The organism is Xanthomonas fragariae (genome assembly GCF_017603965.1).
In the GTDB taxonomy this organism is placed as follows: domain Bacteria; phylum Pseudomonadota; class Gammaproteobacteria; order Xanthomonadales; family Xanthomonadaceae; genus Xanthomonas; species Xanthomonas fragariae_A.
On sequence record NZ_CP071955.1, the window covers coordinates 3,151,451 to 3,168,236 of the forward strand.

The window sequence follows — 16,786 nt, forward strand, 5'->3', positions numbered from 1 at the left end:
GCGGCTAACAAAACGTAGCGAGCAGTCGTCAGGTGGGTGCGGACAGCGCGGAGGAACCGCAGTGTACGCGTGGTACATGCCGATTCCGAGCACCGGCCGCGCCCGCCTGGCGGCGACGCAGTCGTTTTGTTAGCCCCTCTAAGCAGGGCCGCAGGCAGCCACACAGGTATCGCTCACCCGGTCCCGAACGGTGTCGGGTCGTCTTTTGCCGGCGACGCGTTGTCGGATCGACAGGATGCTTCACCAGAAAGTGAACCAGACCAGTCGGAGCAACCTGCATTTGGAACAGCGGCCCTTCAGACCGCACCGCGCCAGCCGCTCTCTGAGCGTTCGCTGCCTACGCACCTTCCGCTACCTGTGTGGTATCGGACCGATGCCATCCCAGGCCAGATCGCCGGCGCACGGCAGCGACACATTCCCGTCGTTTCATCGAGCAACGGTCAGTTCGTGAGTTCCAGGAGCGTTTCATGTCGTCGTCCACCGTTACGCAAGACCCTGTCTCCGCAGTTCTGGAGCAGCCCCAGCACGCTTTTGCCCAACACGTCCACAGCAAGCACACCCACAGCCGACCGATCGGCAGCACCGAAGCGGCGCATCTGATGACGTTCCTGTGCCAGACCCATTCGGCCAAACAGCCGCAGATCCTGCTGCCGCCGCAGGTGCGCGACCACAGCGCCGCCTGAACGTTAGAACGGCTAACAAACCGACTGCACCGCCACCTGGCGGGTGTGGATGGCGCGCTCGGAACCAGCGTGTCCGAGTGATGTCGATTCCTACCACCGTCAGTGCGCGCCTGGCGGCTGCACAATAGTTTTGTTAGCCACTCCACACACACACAATCGAACAAACTTAACGCGCCCCAACCCCAGTATTAAACAACTCAAACTCGCGAATATGCACCGCATCGGCACTGGACTGAATATTCAACCGCACCCGTGAAGCAGTCATCGGCGCGAAGTGATCGATCTTCATCCGCCCGATCGCCTGCGCCTTCGCCAACGGCACCCACTTACCGTCCTGCCACGCTTCAACGGCATACTTTTGCACCAACTGCCCGTCGTTGATCCACTCCATGCTCAACGCACTGTCGAACGTCACCGGTTGCTTGAATTGCAGCTCCAGCACCGCGCTATGCGACCCCGCCGGCGCGCTCCAGAACGTCTCGCGATCGCCATCCACTGCTGCGTCGATGCCACCGGGCTTCTTGAGGTTGCCGGCTACCAGGTTCTTGCCCGCACCGTAACGCGCCTGAATCGCCTGCCCGAGTTCCTGCAGCCGGCTCACATCTGCGTCCGGCAATACACCCCGCTTATCCGGCGCAATGCCGAGCACCAACTGGCCGCCCAGGCCCACGCTTTTTTCCCAGATTTCCACCAGCTCATCCACGCTCTTGAGCGTCTGATCGCTGTTGGGATGCCAGAACCATTGCAGCTTGTGCAGCGGCGTATCCACTTCCACCGGGCGCCAACGCAGATATCCGTGGCGGTCGATCACGTTCCAGTTTTCGCCTTCGATGAAACCGGCCTCGTTACCAACCCAACGCACATCGCCATACTCGAACAAGGCGGTGTCGGCGAACACCATTGCGTTGGCCTGATAGGTGCGCAACTCTTCCATGTACTTGTCGAAGTTGTACACGTGCCCGGCACTGCCGGCGCCGTCCAGCCACCACTCGGTGATCGGACCGTAATGCGAGGCCAGCTCCACCAATTGCGCAGCGTAGAACGTGTCGTAGGCCTTGGAATCGGCGTATTTCGGCTCGTGGCGATCCCATGGCGACAGATACACGCCAAAGCCCATGCCTTCCTTGCGCACCGCATCGCTGGTGAGCTTGACCAAGTCGCCCTTGCCACCCATCCACGGGCTGTTCTTGACCGAATAATTGCTCTCGGCCGTGGGCCACAGCGCAAAGCCGTCGTGGTGCTTGGCCACCAGAATCACATAGCTGGCACCTGCCGATTTGGCCGCGCGCGCCCACTGGCCAGGATCCACATTGGTAGGGTTGAAGGTCTTCGGGCTGGCCGTGCCGTCGCCCCACTCCCGATCGAGCCAGGTGTTGGGATTGAAGTGCACGATCACGCCGAATGCCAGATCCTGCCAGGCCACCTGCTGCGGCGAAGGTTTCACATCGGCAACGTTCTGCGCGACGGCAGTGGGCAAGATCAGTGCGGTCAGGCCAATTGTGGCCAGCCAGCGCAACGGGGAGAGCTGGTGTGATGACATCGCGGGTCCTCGCAGTGGTCGGCGACCACGGCCGCCTGGGATGACCAGAGCATATGGTATTTAATAGATTATAAATAGGTATCTTTAAAATCCGCACAGGACCGGACCATGCTGGATCCGCCACGCCTGCCGAGCCGCCTTGTTGCGAGCCTTGTCGCTGTCGTCGCCCACGCGGAATCGCCGGTTGCGCCGCCCTCGCCCATTGTCCTCAAGCGGCACGCACGACGGTGCGGCCGATGGCGGCATCTGGCTCGCACAATGCGGTCCACAGACCGTCGCTCATCTGCTCTGCAACAGGGCGCACTGGCGCTTCGCCCCCTCGGCAAGTGTTTCGCGTCAAGCACCTTGCCCAGTGTGCTCCAGGTTGATCATCCCCCTCATACAGCAGCGACGAATGAGGAATATCATGCACCGCATTACCTGGGCACGCACACCGGAAAGGCCGAGCGAGACCCCGCAGCAGGTCGCTTCCGATACACCCGCTCCACACCGCGACGGGACACCGGTACGTGGCCAGAACGCAGGTGGTCTGCTGAGTGGTCTTCTCAGTCGTTTACCTGGCAACCGGGCGCGCCGCCGCGCATCCCCTGGTGCCACCGAAACCTTCAGTGATCGGCCCGAAATTGCAGGTCGCCCACTTCCACGTGGCGCAGGCACGCTGATGTTGCTCGATGGAGAACTTGCAGATGCTTTATCGCCAGCAGCGCTACCGCAACTGACCAGCAGCGAGCGCTCCCGATTACACGCTCCTGTTACAGATTTGCCGCAACACCACGATGCACCGTCGGCCGCCAGACCGATGCTGGTCGGCGCGCGATTACAACGCAGCACGCAGTTGCGTTCGTATGAGAACATCCTGGCGCAGTGGCAAGATGAACACATCTGCCCACAGTATTACGCTTGGATCGATGGCAACACGCACGACATTGGAACCCAAACAGCGCTACATGCCGCCCTGGGAATAACCGCACAACAGCTTGCCCACGCCGCCAGACCAGACGCCGAATTGCTGAGCATCGACACAACGCCTCTTCCGCAATTCCCGGAGCAGACGACATTCCGTCTTTCTCATTTGCAGACGATGGAAATCAAGTCGGCAGGCTTGCTGGCGCTTCCGGAAACGATGCATGAACTGAGGAGCCTGCAATCGCTGTCGCTGCACGACAACCCGATTCGGGAACTGCCTGCGTCCATCTCGAACATGAGCCAGTTGCGTGAGCTCTGCATCACATCAAGCCCGAACCTGTCGCAGTTGCCGTGCCTTGCCACCTGCAATGCCTCTGGCGAGCCCGAAGGGCTGATCAACCTGTCCACTCTGAAGCTGTCGAGGACAGGGTTACTCTCGCTTCCAGCATCCATCAAGCACCTGAAGAAACTGCAACACCTGGAGGTCAGCAGGTCACAGCTTAACGAGCTGCCCGACCACATTCATGATCTGCCTATGCTGCAGACACTGAATTTACAAGGCTGCAGACAATTAAGGTACTACCCGCCAATTTTTGCAGGGCGCGCGCCGTTAAAGGAACTCAACCTGTGCAATTGCATCAATCTGCACTCACTGCCGTCAGACATCCACAAACTCGCACAGCTTGAAGTGCTTGATCTGCGAGGTTGCCGCAAACTGAAAAAACTGCCTAGAGCGATCGCCAAGCTACCTGACACTTGCCGCATCCACGTACCGCCTCATCTACAAGAAAAACTCCGCCAACTCCGGCCAGAGCAGAGGCCTTCGGCCAGTGAGCTCAATCGCGCGAAAGGAATTATCGAAAAAACCGCATACGATCTGTTGGATCTAGTCTTGCAAGAGAGGAATCCGTTCACCGAAGGCGCCCCGTTTTACGCGCGGGGAAAGCGGCCGGCAGGAACTCCTGCAACGCTTGGACAGGTACCAGCCCTGAAAACCCTGCTCGACGAAAGCAAGCGCGAGGATAAGAATTGGCATGAAACACTGGAGTCCCTTTATCCCATGCCGCGATTGGATCCCGAAATATATCGGACGTGGCAAGAGTTTGAGGACGCAAAAAACGAGTGGGAATCCAACAAGAATGCCAACCTGGGCGACGTTATCTATAACCACGAAAGCGAAATCAATGTGCAGAACCTCTGCAAGGCCGTTCAGATGTGGAAGTTGCGCGAGATGCTCGTCGCCGAACACCCTGTATATCAAAAATATTTTCCGCCGCTGGAAACTCACATACCTCCGCTGGGGGAAACTCGCATACCCGACGATGCGACCGAAAACACACCGCGCCAAGGTTCTCTGGATGCCGATACGACACCGTCCTCGAGCACGTGAAGCGCTCCTGCAGGAGCGAGCAGCTGGCGACTTGCAAGAGCGACAAGGGCATCGGCAACACAAACCCGACAGCGCCTTGCATCCCCGGTCTTCAGTCCGGCGTTCGTGTGCGACCGGACATGCATGCATCGCTGCACGACGCGTTCGGTTGCCACATCAACTGACATGCAACAACTCCACCATCCGCTGCACCCGGACCGCATCGGTGCGTTGGTAGTCCCCGCCCAGGTCGTGTATGTAAGGATGCGGAGCCTGCACTTGCGCCGCGATCGTGCTGCGCAATGAGGCATGAAATTCGTGCGCGCAGGTGCGTTCGCGCAAGAGCAGAAGATTGTGCTCGCAGACGCCAGCCCCGGGCATCACGCTGATACGCTCCCCGGCCTGGCGCACCAATGCGGCAATGGCGTCGATGCCCGCCAGGGCACTTGCACGCGCACCTGAGGTCAACACGCGCTCGCACCCCAACGTGATCGCGTCTTCCAATGCGCGGGACGGATCGGCACTGACATCGATCGCGCGATGGAAGGTCACCCCGAGCGAACCCGCGGCGGCGATCAACACCCGCATCGTGGCCATATCCACCTGCCCGCACCGGTCCAGTGCGCCCAGCACCACGCCATCGCAACCTAGCCGCACGCATTGCTCCACATCGCGCCGCATTATCTCGACCTCGGCCGCATCGAACACGAAATCGCCCACCCGTGGACGAATCAGCACATATAACGGAATCTGCAAGCGCTCGCGTGCCACCGCCAGTGTGCCGAACGAAGGCGTCAGCCCGCCGCCATCCAGGCCGCCGCAAAGCTCCACGCGCATTGCACCGCCCTTTTGCGCAGCCAGTGCCGAGGCCACCGAGTCGGCAGCCACTTCCAGTCCAAAGGTATTCATAGAGCAGGCTCGCGGATGTAGCGGCTTTCATCGGGCACCAGCAGATCCTGCCGCTGCGCATCGCACACCGCGTAACTGAAACCTCTCTGGATCGCGAACGCCCCCACGTCGCCACTGGCCAAACCGGAAGCAATCGAGCCAAGCGTGGTGCTCTTGAGGAAGTGACGACGCTGGATCATCCGGGCAACTCCATGATCGAAACAGGTGGCCGCGCAATGCGGTAGCAGCCTTCCATCATGCGACAGCACTGCCTGCGGATAAACCGTCTTGCGGTATTGCCGTATGCGGATCCGCGCACAGCAGCACTTGTGCGCACCGGGTGCTTGTGCAGGTAGCCAAGGCAGTTCGCTACAGGAATAAAGCAGCCGCCAAGCCCCTGCGCCCCCGGACCAGATCCCGAAGCAAAGAATGGCGACATGAAAGCCCCTCTCCTGCCGGCAGATGCATCGGGCTGAGGGGGACTGACTCTGATACGCGCCGGTTTAGCAGTGACCAACAAACCGTAGCGAGCAGTCGCCGGGTGAGTGCGCACGGCACGGAGCAACCGCACCTTACGGGTGATACGTGCCAATTCCGAGCACCGGCTGCGCCCGCCTGGTGGTGAGCGCAGGCGTTTTGGTAGCCACTCTTAATGCTCGTCCACACCCTGCCCCCGATCGTCCTCGCGCAACCTGCTGGTCAGCACATGGTCGCGCCAGACGCCGTTCAATTGCAGATAGCGGCGCGCGTAGCCTTCGATCTGGAAACCCAGCCGTTGCAGCACACGCGCACTACGCAGATTGTCGGGGACGTATTGCGCCATCACCCGATGCAAGCCGAGCGGGCCGAACGCGAAGGCGATGCCTTGCGTGGCCGCCCACTGAATCAAACCACGCCCTTGCTGCGCCGCGTCCAGGCCGTAGCCCATGTGGCAGGCCTGGAATGCGCCGCGCTGGATCTGGGTAAAACCGGTCGTGCCGATCACTTGCCCGCCGTGCAACAACACCAGCTGCAACTCACGTTCGCCGGGCACCGCGCTGCGATACGCGATACACAGGCGACGCCAACCGTCGGTGGTGTAGAACACAGGAGGACGCAGCGGCATCGCACCGGCCAAGCGAGCGCGATTGCGCGCGTGGTAGTCGGCCATCGCAGCCGGATCGACCACCGCCAGGTCACACAACACCACACCATCGGGATGCCGGACCGGTGCGAATATAGGAATGCTCATGACAAACGCCCGTGCAGGGGCCTGCCGCCGCGGCCGTGGGGATTACAGCTCTCAGGCAGCGGCCGCCGCAAACGCCTGACTGACCTGCGCCTCGATCGCGTCCAGATTCGGCAGCAGCGCATTCTGCTCGCCCAGCAGTACGCGCATATGCACGCCATCGGGCAACGCATCTTCCGATGCGTCGGCCAGCAGGCCATCGCGCGGCACCGAGATGAGCTGCGGGAACGACACGGTCAACAGCGCGAAATACGGCAACGCCGGATTGCCGCCCAGTGCCTTCAGCACGATCACCTTGTTGTTGACTGCGGTGGGCTCTTCGCCCATGCCGCTGAGGCGCGCGAACGACAGCAGCGGCACCTTCCAGCCATACCAGTCGATGCGCCCGACTACCCAGCGCGGCATGTCGGGCAGCGGCTCGACCGGCACGCGCGACATCACCTCGGCCACCGTTGCATTGGGCAGCAGCACGCGCTCCTGTCCGGCCTGGATCAGGACGCCGCGGATTTCGTCATTGTTGGCGTAGCTCATCGCGTGATTCCGATTGAAGAAGAAGCGCCCGGCTTACGCCGGCCAACGCTGTGCCAAGGCCTGCGCCAACTGCGCTGGGTCGCCGGTCAAAATACCTTGGAGTGCCAGACGCGCAGCCGCGGCCGGGTCGTAACAACCGTCGGCGGACTGACCCGCCAACCAGCCGCCCTGCTTTGCCAGCTCCAGCGACGCATCGACCAGCGACTCGTTGGCGCCGCTGAGCATCAGCACCGCACTGTCGGTCGGCGGCAGCGCGGCAATCAGCCCGGCAGGATCGGCCTGTGCCACGAAAGCCAGCGCACCTGCATGCTGCTGCACACCCACCTCTTCAGGCAGCACGTATACCTTGCCCGCCACGACCCTCTGGCCGGCTTCACCCAGTTCGACAGGCAGCGCAGACACACGGCCCATCTGTCGCACCAGATTGCCGTACTGGCCACCATCCAGGCTCATGCGCACCAGCACCGCGCGCGGGAATTCCGGCGGCAATGCGGCCAGCAGACGCCGGATCGCATCCGGTCCCCCGATGCCGGCCATCAACAGCACCGCACCGGTCGTTGCGCCGGTCTGATCCAACTCCACCAGCGACAGAACGCCGGTCGACGGCGCGGCCACATCCAGCTCGGCACGCGGGCGTACTACCACAGCGACATCGTCGACCAGACCCCAGGTGCTGGAATCGCCCAGCGTCAGGCCCGGCGTGTCTTCGGCCACCGCTGCGTCGGCAGAGCCGGCAGTGCGCGTGAATAAGGCATCGCTGGGCATGCTTTCGAACGCGTGCACGGCCGCTTGCCGATGTCGACCGAGCTGCAGATCCAAGTGCCGACGCGGCGCGCGCTCCACACCCGGCTCAGGCTGCAGCGACGGTTCGCTTTCGGTGCCCGGCGGCAACACGTCTGCGTGGCCGTGCAGTTTGGCGGCCAGATGGCGCACCCAACGCTGCGCTTCCCAGCCCTCGCGACGCACGGTCAGCTCGGCCTCTTCGAAGATCACCGTCACTCCGGGCAGATTGAAGGCCGGTTCCAGCGCCTCCAGCGCGTCCTCGATCGACGGTTCCAGCGAAACCAGTATCGCTACCGGCGCGGCGTCGCGCAGCATCTGCACGTCTACCGCCGACGGTTCGTCTTCCAGCACCACTTTCGCACCGGCAAGGCCAAGTGCTTCACGCAGGCGCTCGCGCGCCTGACCGGGCCGGCCCAGCAGGGCGACCGGAGTTCCCATTGCGCCATTATTCTCGGACACGGGCGATCCCCAGCAGGTCGTACACGTTTCGCATCAGATCCAACTCTTGGTAAGGCTTGCCCAGGTAACGCTGCACGCCGATCTCGAAGGCACGCTGGCGATGCTTCTCGCCACTGCGCGAGGTGATCATCATGATCGGCACCGCCTTGAAACGCGGGTCGGCACGCATCGCGGTCGCCAGTTCGTAGCCGTCCATGCGCGGCATTTCGATATCCAGCAGCATCAGGTCGGGCACGCGTTCTTCGAGCAATTTCATTGCCTCGACACCATCGCGTGCGGTGGTGATGTCCAGGTTATGGCGTTCCAGCACGCGGCTGGTGACCTTGCGCATGGTCAGCGAGTCGTCGACCACCATCACCAATGGCACCTGGCGCTGCGATTGGGCCTTGGTTTCCAGGGCCGGACGCGCGGGCTGTGCGAGGTAACGACGCACCAGTGGGGCGATGTCCAGGATCACCACCACGCTACCATCGCCGGTGATGGTAGCGCCGTAGATGCCCGGCACCGAGGCGATCTGCAGGCCCACCGGCTTGACCACGATTTCGCGGTTGCCCAGCACCTGGTCGATCGCCACGGCGGCGCGCAGATCGCCCGCACGTACCAGCAACAACGGCACCTGCGCCTGACCATCGGCACTGGCCCCGGCCTGGCCGACCAGCGAGCCGAGGTCGTGCAGCACGTATTCCTCGCCAGCGTAGTGGTAACCGCCCTGGCCGGACTCGTAACGGATACGCGAGATGTGGCCGATACCGCTGACCGAACCCACCGGCACCGCGAACATGGTGCCGCCGATGCGTACGAACACCGCCTGGGTGACCGCCAGCGTCTGCGGCAGGCGCAGGGTGAAGGTGACGCCCTGGCCGTGCACCGAGCGGATATCCACCGAGCCGCCGAGCTGACGCACTTCGTTGCCCACCACGTCCATGCCCACGCCACGGCCGGACAGCTGGCTGACCTGCTCGGAGGTGCTGAAACCGGAAGCGAAAATCAGGCTATCCAGCTCGGCATCGCCAAGCGCCTGGCCGGGTTCGATCAGGCCGCGCTGTTCGCCGCGGCGACGGATCGCCTCGCGGTCCAGCCCGGCGCCGTCGTCGGCCACTTCCAGCACGATTTCCGAGCCTTCGCGGCGCAGACGGATCGCGATGCTGCCTTCTTCCGGCTTGCCTGCGCTACGCCGTTGCTCCGGCGTTTCCAGGCCATGCGCTACCGAGTTGCGCAGCATGTGTTCCAACGGCGCAATCATGCGATCCAACACGTTGCGATCGAGTTCACCCTGGGTGCCTTCCAGCAGCAGATGCACTTGCTTGCCGGTGTCGCTGGCCGCCTGGCGCACCACACGGCGCAGACGCGGCACCAGCCCATCGAACGGCACCATGCGCGTACGCAGCAGGCCGTCCTGCAGCTCGGAACTGACGCGCGACTGCTGTTGCAAAAGGCCGTCGTACTGACGCGAGAGATTTTCCAGCACCCCTTGCAGGCCGCTCAAGTCGGCGGCCGATTCGTTCAGCGCGCGGCTGAGCTGCTGCAGGGTGGAGAAGCGGTCCAGTTCCAGCGGATCGAAGGTACGATCGCCCTGGTCCTGCTCGCGCTGATAACGCGCGACGATCTGCGCTTCGGTTTCCAGATCCAGACGCCGCAATTGGTCGCGCAGACGGGCGTTGGTGCGATCCAGTTCGCCCATGGCGCCACGGAATGCGCCCAACTGCTGTTCCAGGCGCGAGCGGTAGATCGCCACTTCGCCAGCGTGGTTGACCAGGCGGTCCAGCAGGTCGGCGCGCACGCGCACCTGTTGCTGCTGCACGCGCGGCAGGACGTCTTCTTCGGTCTGACCCTCGACCGGAATCGGTGCGGACAACGGTGCCGGTTCCACCGACGCCTTGGCGATTGCACGCACATCGGCATCGCTGGGCGGGGCCGCATTGCGGCCACGGGTGCGGGTTTCGAAAGCTTCCACCAGGTCGGTCGGCATCGCCACGGCGCGGTGCATGCCGGTGCGGGTCAGCAACTGGTGCAGACGATCGAAGCCGCGCTCGAACAAGCGCACATCATCACGATCGATGTCGGTACGGTTGGCCGCCACGGCTTCGAGCAGCGATTCGATCGCATGGCCGAGATCGCCGATGGCATTGATGCCTGCCATGCGCGCGCCGCCCTTGAGCGTGTGCAGATCGCGTTGCAGCCCGTTCAGGACATCGCGGTCGTCCTGCACTTCGCGCATGCGGGCGATCAGACCATCGCAATGGTCCAACAGATCGCGGCCTTCCTCGACGAAGATGTCGACGAGTTCGCCATCGAGCTGGTCGAAGTTGAGCGGGCCGGTATCGAATGCTGCGCCAGCATCGTTGGCAGTGGTGTCGGCCGGTGCAGCTTCTTCAACTGGTGCGCTGAAGGCTGCGGCGGTGGTGTCTTGGTGTTCGGTGGCGGGCTCGCTCTGTCGAATGTGCTCGGCGTGTTCGACTTGATCTGTCGCCGCAGTCGCTTCGAGCGATGCGTGTGCGTCGCTGTGCTGTGCGTCGGCGCCGGTAGCGACACCCGTCTCGGCATGCAGCTGCGCCGCGGTTTCAGACTGCCGATCGCCAGTCTTTTCGACCTGATCGGCCACCTGCGCCATCTCGAACGCCCGTACCGACTCGATGGTGTCGTCAGGCAGTGCCTCGGCGGTGTGCTCGGCGTCGGTTGGCTCGGCTTCCACCGCATGTTCGTGCGATCGCCCGTCCGACTGCGCTTGCTTGCCCGAATGGGCCTGCTCGTCGGCAGGCTGCTCCTGCGCGGCCACAGCAGCGTGCTCGTACGAAGCAGCCGCGTCTGCGTGCTCGGCTCGTTGGTCGCCCGAATGGCCGTCCTGATCGGTCGATACGCTGTCCAGCGCCGCGGTTTCCGGCGTCCAGTCTTCAGTCATCGCCACTTGCGCATCTTCGGCCGACGGCGCCTCGGCATGCTGCGGCTGTGCTTGGTCGGCACCATGCGTCGGCACGGCGGCATCGGACAGCTGTGCGCTCGCATCGAGATACGGCGATCGATCCTGCGCGCCGGTCAGTTCGATCGCCGCGTTGTTGCCGACTGCAGCATCGCTGGGCGTGTCGAGATCGTCCAGTTCGTCCGGCAATACCTGTGGCGGCCACTGCGCTTTCGGCAACGTATCCACCAACGCGCGCAAGCGCTCCGTCAATGCTGCGAACGACGGAATCATGGGCACATCGGCGCGCAATGCGGTCACGGTCGTAACGATCGCAGCGGCGGTTGCCGCGATCGCTTCGACACCTTCCGCAGACGGCGTTACCGATGCGGCAAGCAGACGCTTGAGGTAACTTTCCGCTGGCGTGGTCACCAGGGTGATTTCCGGCACGTCGGTCATCGCGAACGCGCCACTCATCGTGTGCACGGCGCGCAGCAATTCTTCGGTGGCCAACTGCGGTTCGGCCTGGGTGGCCTGCAACCAGGCATTGACAGTGTCCAGATGCGCTGCAACTTCGGCTTCCAGAATCTCGCGCAGCACGCTGTCGACCGATGCAGGCGTCCCGCCACTGGCAGCGAACATGCCGGCGGCAGCCGGAATGGCAGCCGGCATGACGGCCGCATCTGCGCACACCGGTGTCGCGGTTGCAGGCACGTAGTAGATTTCTTCGCCCGCGGCAACGCGCTCGGCAACTGCCTGGATTTCCGGCAGATCGGCGCTGATGCGGCTCTGGTCGCGCAGCGCGGCAGTGAACTGCGGCAACACCTCATAGGCCAGCTCGACCGCCGCCACCACCGCCGGACTGGCCGACCGCGAGTTGTCGAGCACGCGGTTGAGCATGCTCTCGATCTTCCAGCTGAACTCGCCCAGCACATGGGCGCCAACCAGACGACCACTGCCCTTCAAGGTATGGAAGACACGGCGGATCGAACGCAGTTTTTCCGGGCTGTTCGGGGAGGCACGCCATACCGGCAGCAGTTGCCCAAGGTTGACCAGTTCTTCGTCGAATTCTTCGAGGAAGACGTCACGAATATCGTCGTCGATATCGCTGTCGCCGAAACCTCCAAAGATGCCGGCAGCGGCACTGGCTGGAGCAGGCTCGCTTGCTGCTTGCACGGGCGCTGCCTGCGCAGACTCGGCATCGGCATCAGTCGTCAGCGGCGCTGGCGGACGTTCCACATCAAACTGCGCAGCGGCAGCGTCTAGCTGCGCCAGGAACGCAGCCGATGCGTCATCCAGTTCGAACGCGCCGACCACGGCCTGCTGTACGCGCGGCGTGCTCTGTTCGGGGGCTTCTTCGGCAAGCGCATGCTGCGGCTCAAGCGCGGATTCGACGAACGGGTCGTCCAGTTCCTGCGACGAAATGGGCGGCAACGACGGTGGCGAAAAGGCATCTTCGATGCCGGTCTGTGCATGGCCGATTGCGGTCTCGGCGATGAAGTCCAACGGAACTTCAGTCTGATTCGCATCGCCAGGCACATCGATCCGTTCGATCTGCAACGGCGCCTCATCGGCGGCAACCGGCGTTGCCATTTCGTCCTGCTCCAGCGCACTCAGATCCACGCTATAGCTGACCTGCGCGGCATCTGCCGGCACGTTGCCGTCCTGCTCGGCCGACACCGGGTCGAACGCGGAGGTGGCGAACGGTGCAGCCTGCCCGGTAGTTTTCAGCTGCCAGTCGCCTGGCGCTTGCGCACCGTCGTCGGACAGGTCCAGCGGCGCAACCGTGAACGGCACGTGCGCCTGACCGGACACGGTTTCTTCAGCGGCGACCGGGTCGAAAGAAAACACCGTATCGGCGGCGGCGCCGCCGGTGTCGTGCACCACGCTGGCAGCGAACGGTGCCTCGACCAGGGTTTGGTTGGCCCATTGCAGCGATGGCGTGGGCGCAGCATCGTTGACCGCAGCCCCCGGCGGGGAGGCGTACTGGACGAGCGAGCCGGCAACCGGCTGCGGTTCGACCACGGTATCCGGCTGGTCGGCACCGACCGGCAATTCGGACGACCGGCCCGACGGCAACGGCCAGTAACGCAGCGTTTCCAGGCTGTTACGTGTGATGTCAAGAATCTCTTCGCGGCCAGGACGGCGTTCGCGCAGGGCTTCCAGGTAGTACTCAAGGCTGGCCATCGCATCGGCCAAGGTATCCAGCTGGCGCCCGCTGGGCACGCGCTGCTTGCCGATCAGTTCCAGATCGACGTAACGACGCACACCTTCCAGATAATCGGCGGCCTGCGGCAGTTCGAGTATGCGCAAAGCACCACCGACTTCGCCGAGCAAATGCGGCACATCGCTCAGACGGGCGTGATCCCAATTGGTTTCTATGAAGGCGACGAAATGCTCGCGCGCCGCGCCGAAGTTGGCGATCGCTTCCCGCGCCAGCACGTCCACCGTGCGTCGCATGTGCGCCGAATCCGCGCTGCTGCTGGCTTCGTTGCCATCGCCGACATCGGCGCCAAGACTGGCGACCTGGTCGTCCAGCGCGGCATCGACGTACAGCAGCGCGCCGGCGATATCCAGCAGCACGCCTTCGTCCATCTGCATCTGGCCACCGACCACGCGCGCCAGCGCATCGCGCTGCTGCACGACGACGTTACGTGCAACGCCCAGGCCCATCATGCCCAGCGTGTCGGCAACGCTGCCAAGATCCTTGACCTGGGTCTGCAGCTCGGCGATGTCGCCGCCGGTGCGCAGGTGCAAATCCAGCGCATCTTTGACCCGCAGCAATTCTTCCTTGACCGCATTGCCGACGGTGTCGAGCAATTGGCGATTGCGTCCGCTCAAACTGCCGCGGGCGTGATTCAGCTCGGCCTCGGTGGCGACACCGGCCTGCGGGTCGAACGCGAACAACACGCTCTCGTTGAGACCCGGCTGGCCACGCGTGGCGCGGATTTCATTGAGCAGCGGCAGCAGCACGATCGGAATATCGCGATGACCATTCTGCAAGCGCTCCAGATAATCGGGCAGCAGCACGGTACCGCGCATCAGCATGGCGCAGGCTTCATCGCGGTCGGCTACTTCACCGACCTGCACGGCCTGGGCGAGCAGCTCAAGTTCCTCGGCCACCATCGCTGGCGCGTACAACTCGACCATGCGCAGCGTGCCCTGCACCTGGTGCAGATAGCCGACGCAGAACCGCATCCGACTGGTATCGGACGGTTCTTCGGCGAAGTATTCGATCTCGTTGCGCGCCTGGCGCAACGTCTCGTCCAGCTCCGGCTTGACCCAGCCTAGTGCGGCATGACTCATCGCATCGCGAAGCGCGCTCATCGCAGCCCCCTGACGACGACCGACTTGCCGCCAGCGCGGCAACCGGTCACTTCCTGCATCGACGTAACGCTACTAGGCGCCATCTGGTGTGATCCTTTCCCGTTCCGCGTCGTGGTCACGCCGGCAGCTTGAAGTCGGCGACCGAACGGCGCAGATCGGCAGCGAGCTCGGCAAGGTTGCCGATCGACTCGGCCGTCTGCTCGGCACCCTGCGATGTCTGGCTGGTGATCTGACGGATCACGCCCATGGTCTGTGTGATATCCGTCGCTGCGGCCGACTGCTGGTGCGCGGCGATGGAAATGTTCTTGATCAGGTTGTTCAAAGCGTTGGACACGCGCTCGATTTCGGTCAGCGCGGTACCGGCTTCTTCGGCCAGACGCGCACCGGACACCACTTCGGACGTGGTCTGCTCCATCGAGCTGACCGCTTCGTTGGTATCGGCCTGAATGGTCTGGACCAGACCTTCGATGCGTCGGGTCGCACTGGAGGTGCGTTCTGCCAAACGCTGCACTTCGTCGGCCACCACGGCGAAACCGCGACCTGCCTCGCCCGCCGAGGCGGCCTGCACCGCAGCGTTAAGCGCCAGAATGTTGGTCTGCTCGGAAATGTCGTTGATCAGCTCCACGATCGAGCCGATCTCCTGCGAGGATTCGCCCAGCCGCTTGATGCGCTTGGAGGTTTCCTGGATCTGGTCGCGGATCTGGTCCATGCCCTGAATCGTCTCGCGCACCACGCCGGCACCTTCGGCGGCGATGACCACAGAGCGCTGCGCCACTTCGGCCGACTCGGTGGAGTTGCGCGACACTTGTTCGATGCTGGCGGCGATTTCGTTGATGCGCTCGGAAGCGGTGTTGATCTGATTGGCCTGCTGGCCGGCCGCTTCGGCCAGCTGCATCGCGGTGGCCCGGGTTTCCTGCGTCGACACGGCAACTTTCGCCGAGGTGTCGTTGATCGTGGTCACCAAGTGGCGCAGTTCGTCCACGGCGTAGTTGATGGCATCGGCGATCGCGCCGGTCATGTCCTCGGTCACCGATGCCTTGACGGTCAGGTCGCCCTCACCTAGCGAGCTGATTTCGTCCAACAACCGCATAATCGCCTGCTGGTTGCGGCTGTTGAATTCCACCTGCGCCTGGTAGCGTACGTCCTGCTCGCGCGAACGCACCCGCACCCAGCTCCAGACGAAACCCACGATGGCCAGCAGGGCCACCAGGCCGGACACCACGCCCAACCAGAAGTTCGGAAACAGGCGCGTGTCGCGAACCGAACCGAACGCCGAGAATGCATCGAACAGCTTCTTGCTGTCGTCGAGCATCTTGTTGGAGCCGGCGGTCAACGCTGCGGCCGAGGACTGCGCGGCGAACAGATTGCGCGAGCTGGCGAGGATGGCGTCGACGTCTTGCTTCATCGTCGTCCACTGCGCCTGCGACTGCTCTAGCGCCGACAGCGCGGCCGGGTTGCGCACCGCGGCGATACCGAGTTCGTCGTTGCCTACGCGCAAACCTTCCAGCATCTGCGTGAACACCACCGAGTCGCGTGCCAGCGCGTCGCCGGAGGCGACCGCATCGGCGCCACCGGCGCGCATTTCAGTCACCCGGAGCGCCATGGTGCTGGCGACCACGACCTGCTGCAGCGTGTTGTAGATCTGCGAGGAAGGCGCGCCGCTGACCGTCATTGCGTGCACCACTTCGTTTAACTGCGCCTGCAACTGCGGCACGCTTGCGGAGAAGCGTTCGGCGTTGCTGGCCAGACCGAGCACCGCCGGTGCGCTGGCGATGACCTGATCGGCGCTCTTGCTGAGCGGCACCCAGGTCGCCTTGAGCTGCGCCATCGCGCTGGCCACCGAACCTTCCTGGCCGTAGCGGCCATCCAGTTCGCTGACCGTGCTGTCGATGCGGCTCTTGGTCGCCTTGAAGGTGGCAAACGCCTTGGCGTCACCGGAAATCGCTTCGCGGGCCTGGTTGGCCAGCTGCTGGGAGAGCACCTGCAGATCGGCCGCGCCAGTGCCGGCACCGGCAAGGCGACTGCCCTGCCAGGTAGCGACGCCGGTGTTGGCGCCGAACACGATCATCGACAACACCAGCAAGCCAAGCCAGAAGCTGGTACTGACGCTGCCAAGCTTATTGGTCTTGCGGGCGTCTGGGGCGTTACTCATGGTTCGACCTCGATCTGTATGACG

9 protein-coding genes, 2 other RNA genes and 2 pseudogenes are annotated in these 16,786 nt (G+C 63.5%); 3 read left to right on the forward strand and 10 right to left on the reverse strand.

From position 1 onward, the window contains the following. Nucleotides 1–2: 2 nt before the first annotated feature. A non-coding RNA gene (locus J5I97_RS14880) (sX9 sRNA) lies at nt 3–78 on the reverse strand. Nucleotides 79–467: 389 nt separating this feature from the next. On the opposite strand from J5I97_RS14880, the gene J5I97_RS14885 reads away from it, so the two are divergent. Further along, nucleotides 468–683: a hypothetical protein gene (locus tag J5I97_RS14885; RefSeq protein ID WP_208587367.1), complete on the forward strand. Its 216-nt coding sequence runs from the start codon at nt 468–470 to the stop codon at nt 681–683. 166 nt (nt 684–849) lie between these two features. On the opposite strand, the gene J5I97_RS14890 is transcribed toward J5I97_RS14885, so the two are convergent. Next, entirely contained in the window at nt 850–2,223 is a 1,374-nt protein-coding gene (locus tag J5I97_RS14890; RefSeq protein WP_208587368.1) for an alpha-L-fucosidase, read from the reverse strand. A gap of 111 nt (nt 2,224–2,334) precedes the next feature. On the opposite strand from J5I97_RS14890, the pseudogene J5I97_RS14895 reads away from it, so the two are divergent. Both J5I97_RS14895 and J5I97_RS14900 read left to right on the forward strand, forming a co-directional pair. Beyond that, nucleotides 2,335–2,494 (forward strand): annotated as a pseudogene (locus J5I97_RS14895) (sialidase family protein); the annotation flags it as partial. A gap of 135 nt (nt 2,495–2,629) precedes the next feature. Continuing rightward, nucleotides 2,630–4,519 (forward strand): hypothetical protein, encoded by a 1,890-nt coding sequence (locus J5I97_RS14900; protein WP_238135740.1) that lies wholly within the window; start codon nt 2,630–2,632, stop codon nt 4,517–4,519. A gap of 156 nt (nt 4,520–4,675) precedes the next feature. Here the strand turns inward: J5I97_RS14900 and J5I97_RS14905 are convergent, their stop codons facing one another. The 8 genes and pseudogenes from J5I97_RS14905 to J5I97_RS14940 all read right to left on the reverse strand — a co-directional run bounded on the left by J5I97_RS14905 (nt 4,676) and on the right by J5I97_RS14940 (nt 16,762). Beyond that, nucleotides 4,676–5,407, reverse strand: coding sequence for a copper homeostasis protein CutC (locus tag J5I97_RS14905; protein WP_208587369.1), 732 nt, complete (start codon nt 5,405–5,407; stop codon nt 4,676–4,678). Further along, nucleotides 5,404–5,520 (reverse strand): annotated as a pseudogene (locus J5I97_RS14910) (N(4)-(beta-N-acetylglucosaminyl)-L-asparaginase); the annotation flags it as partial. The gene J5I97_RS14905 and the pseudogene J5I97_RS14910, both read right to left, overlap by 4 nt. 377 nt (nt 5,521–5,897) lie before the next feature. After that, nucleotides 5,898–5,973: non-coding RNA, sX9 sRNA (locus J5I97_RS14915), on the reverse strand. Between the two features lie 62 nt (nt 5,974–6,035). Continuing rightward, a complete protein-coding gene (locus J5I97_RS14920; RefSeq protein WP_208587370.1) occupies nt 6,036–6,617 on the reverse strand; it encodes a GNAT family N-acetyltransferase in 582 nt (193 codons plus the stop codon). 51 nt (nt 6,618–6,668) lie between these two features. Beyond that, on the reverse strand, nt 6,669–7,145 hold the full coding sequence (locus tag J5I97_RS14925; protein ID WP_208587371.1) for a chemotaxis protein CheW: 477 nt from the start codon (nt 7,143–7,145) through the stop codon (nt 6,669–6,671). A gap of 33 nt (nt 7,146–7,178) precedes the next feature. Then, a complete protein-coding gene (locus J5I97_RS14930) occupies nt 7,179–8,366 on the reverse strand; it encodes a chemotaxis protein CheB (protein WP_208587373.1) in 1,188 nt (395 codons plus the stop codon). Nucleotides 8,367–8,373: 7 nt separating this feature from the next. After that, nucleotides 8,374–14,610, reverse strand: coding sequence for an Hpt domain-containing protein (locus J5I97_RS14935; protein ID WP_208587374.1), 6,237 nt, complete (start codon nt 14,608–14,610; stop codon nt 8,374–8,376). 115 nt (nt 14,611–14,725) lie between these two features. Further along, on the reverse strand, nt 14,726–16,762 hold the full coding sequence (locus J5I97_RS14940) for a methyl-accepting chemotaxis protein (protein ID WP_208587375.1): 2,037 nt from the start codon (nt 16,760–16,762) through the stop codon (nt 14,726–14,728). Nucleotides 16,763–16,786 lie beyond the last annotated feature (24 nt).

Excerpts from the sequence above, each read along its gene's own strand:
- J5I97_RS14930 (WP_208587373.1), bottom strand. The coding sequence starts at position 8,366 with ATGGGAACTCCGGTCGCCCTGCTGGGCCGGCCCGGTCAGGCGCGCGAG.
- J5I97_RS14890 (WP_208587368.1), bottom strand. The coding sequence starts at position 2,223 with ATGTCATCACACCAGCTCTCCCCGTTGCGCTGGCTGGCCACAATTGGC.
- J5I97_RS14925 (WP_208587371.1), bottom strand. The coding sequence starts at position 7,145 with ATGAGCTACGCCAACAATGACGAAATCCGCGGCGTCCTGATCCAGGCC.
- J5I97_RS14940 (WP_208587375.1), bottom strand. The coding sequence starts at position 16,762 with ATGAGTAACGCCCCAGACGCCCGCAAGACCAATAAGCTTGGCAGCGTC.
- J5I97_RS14920 (WP_208587370.1), bottom strand. The coding sequence starts at position 6,617 with ATGAGCATTCCTATATTCGCACCGGTCCGGCATCCCGATGGTGTGGTG.
- J5I97_RS14885 (WP_208587367.1), top strand. The coding sequence starts at position 468 with ATGTCGTCGTCCACCGTTACGCAAGACCCTGTCTCCGCAGTTCTGGAG.
- J5I97_RS14900 (WP_238135740.1), top strand. The coding sequence starts at position 2,630 with ATGCACCGCATTACCTGGGCACGCACACCGGAAAGGCCGAGCGAGACC.
- J5I97_RS14905 (WP_208587369.1), bottom strand. The coding sequence starts at position 5,407 with ATGAATACCTTTGGACTGGAAGTGGCTGCCGACTCGGTGGCCTCGGCA.
- J5I97_RS14935 (WP_208587374.1), bottom strand. The coding sequence starts at position 14,610 with ATGAGCGCGCTTCGCGATGCGATGAGTCATGCCGCACTAGGCTGGGTC.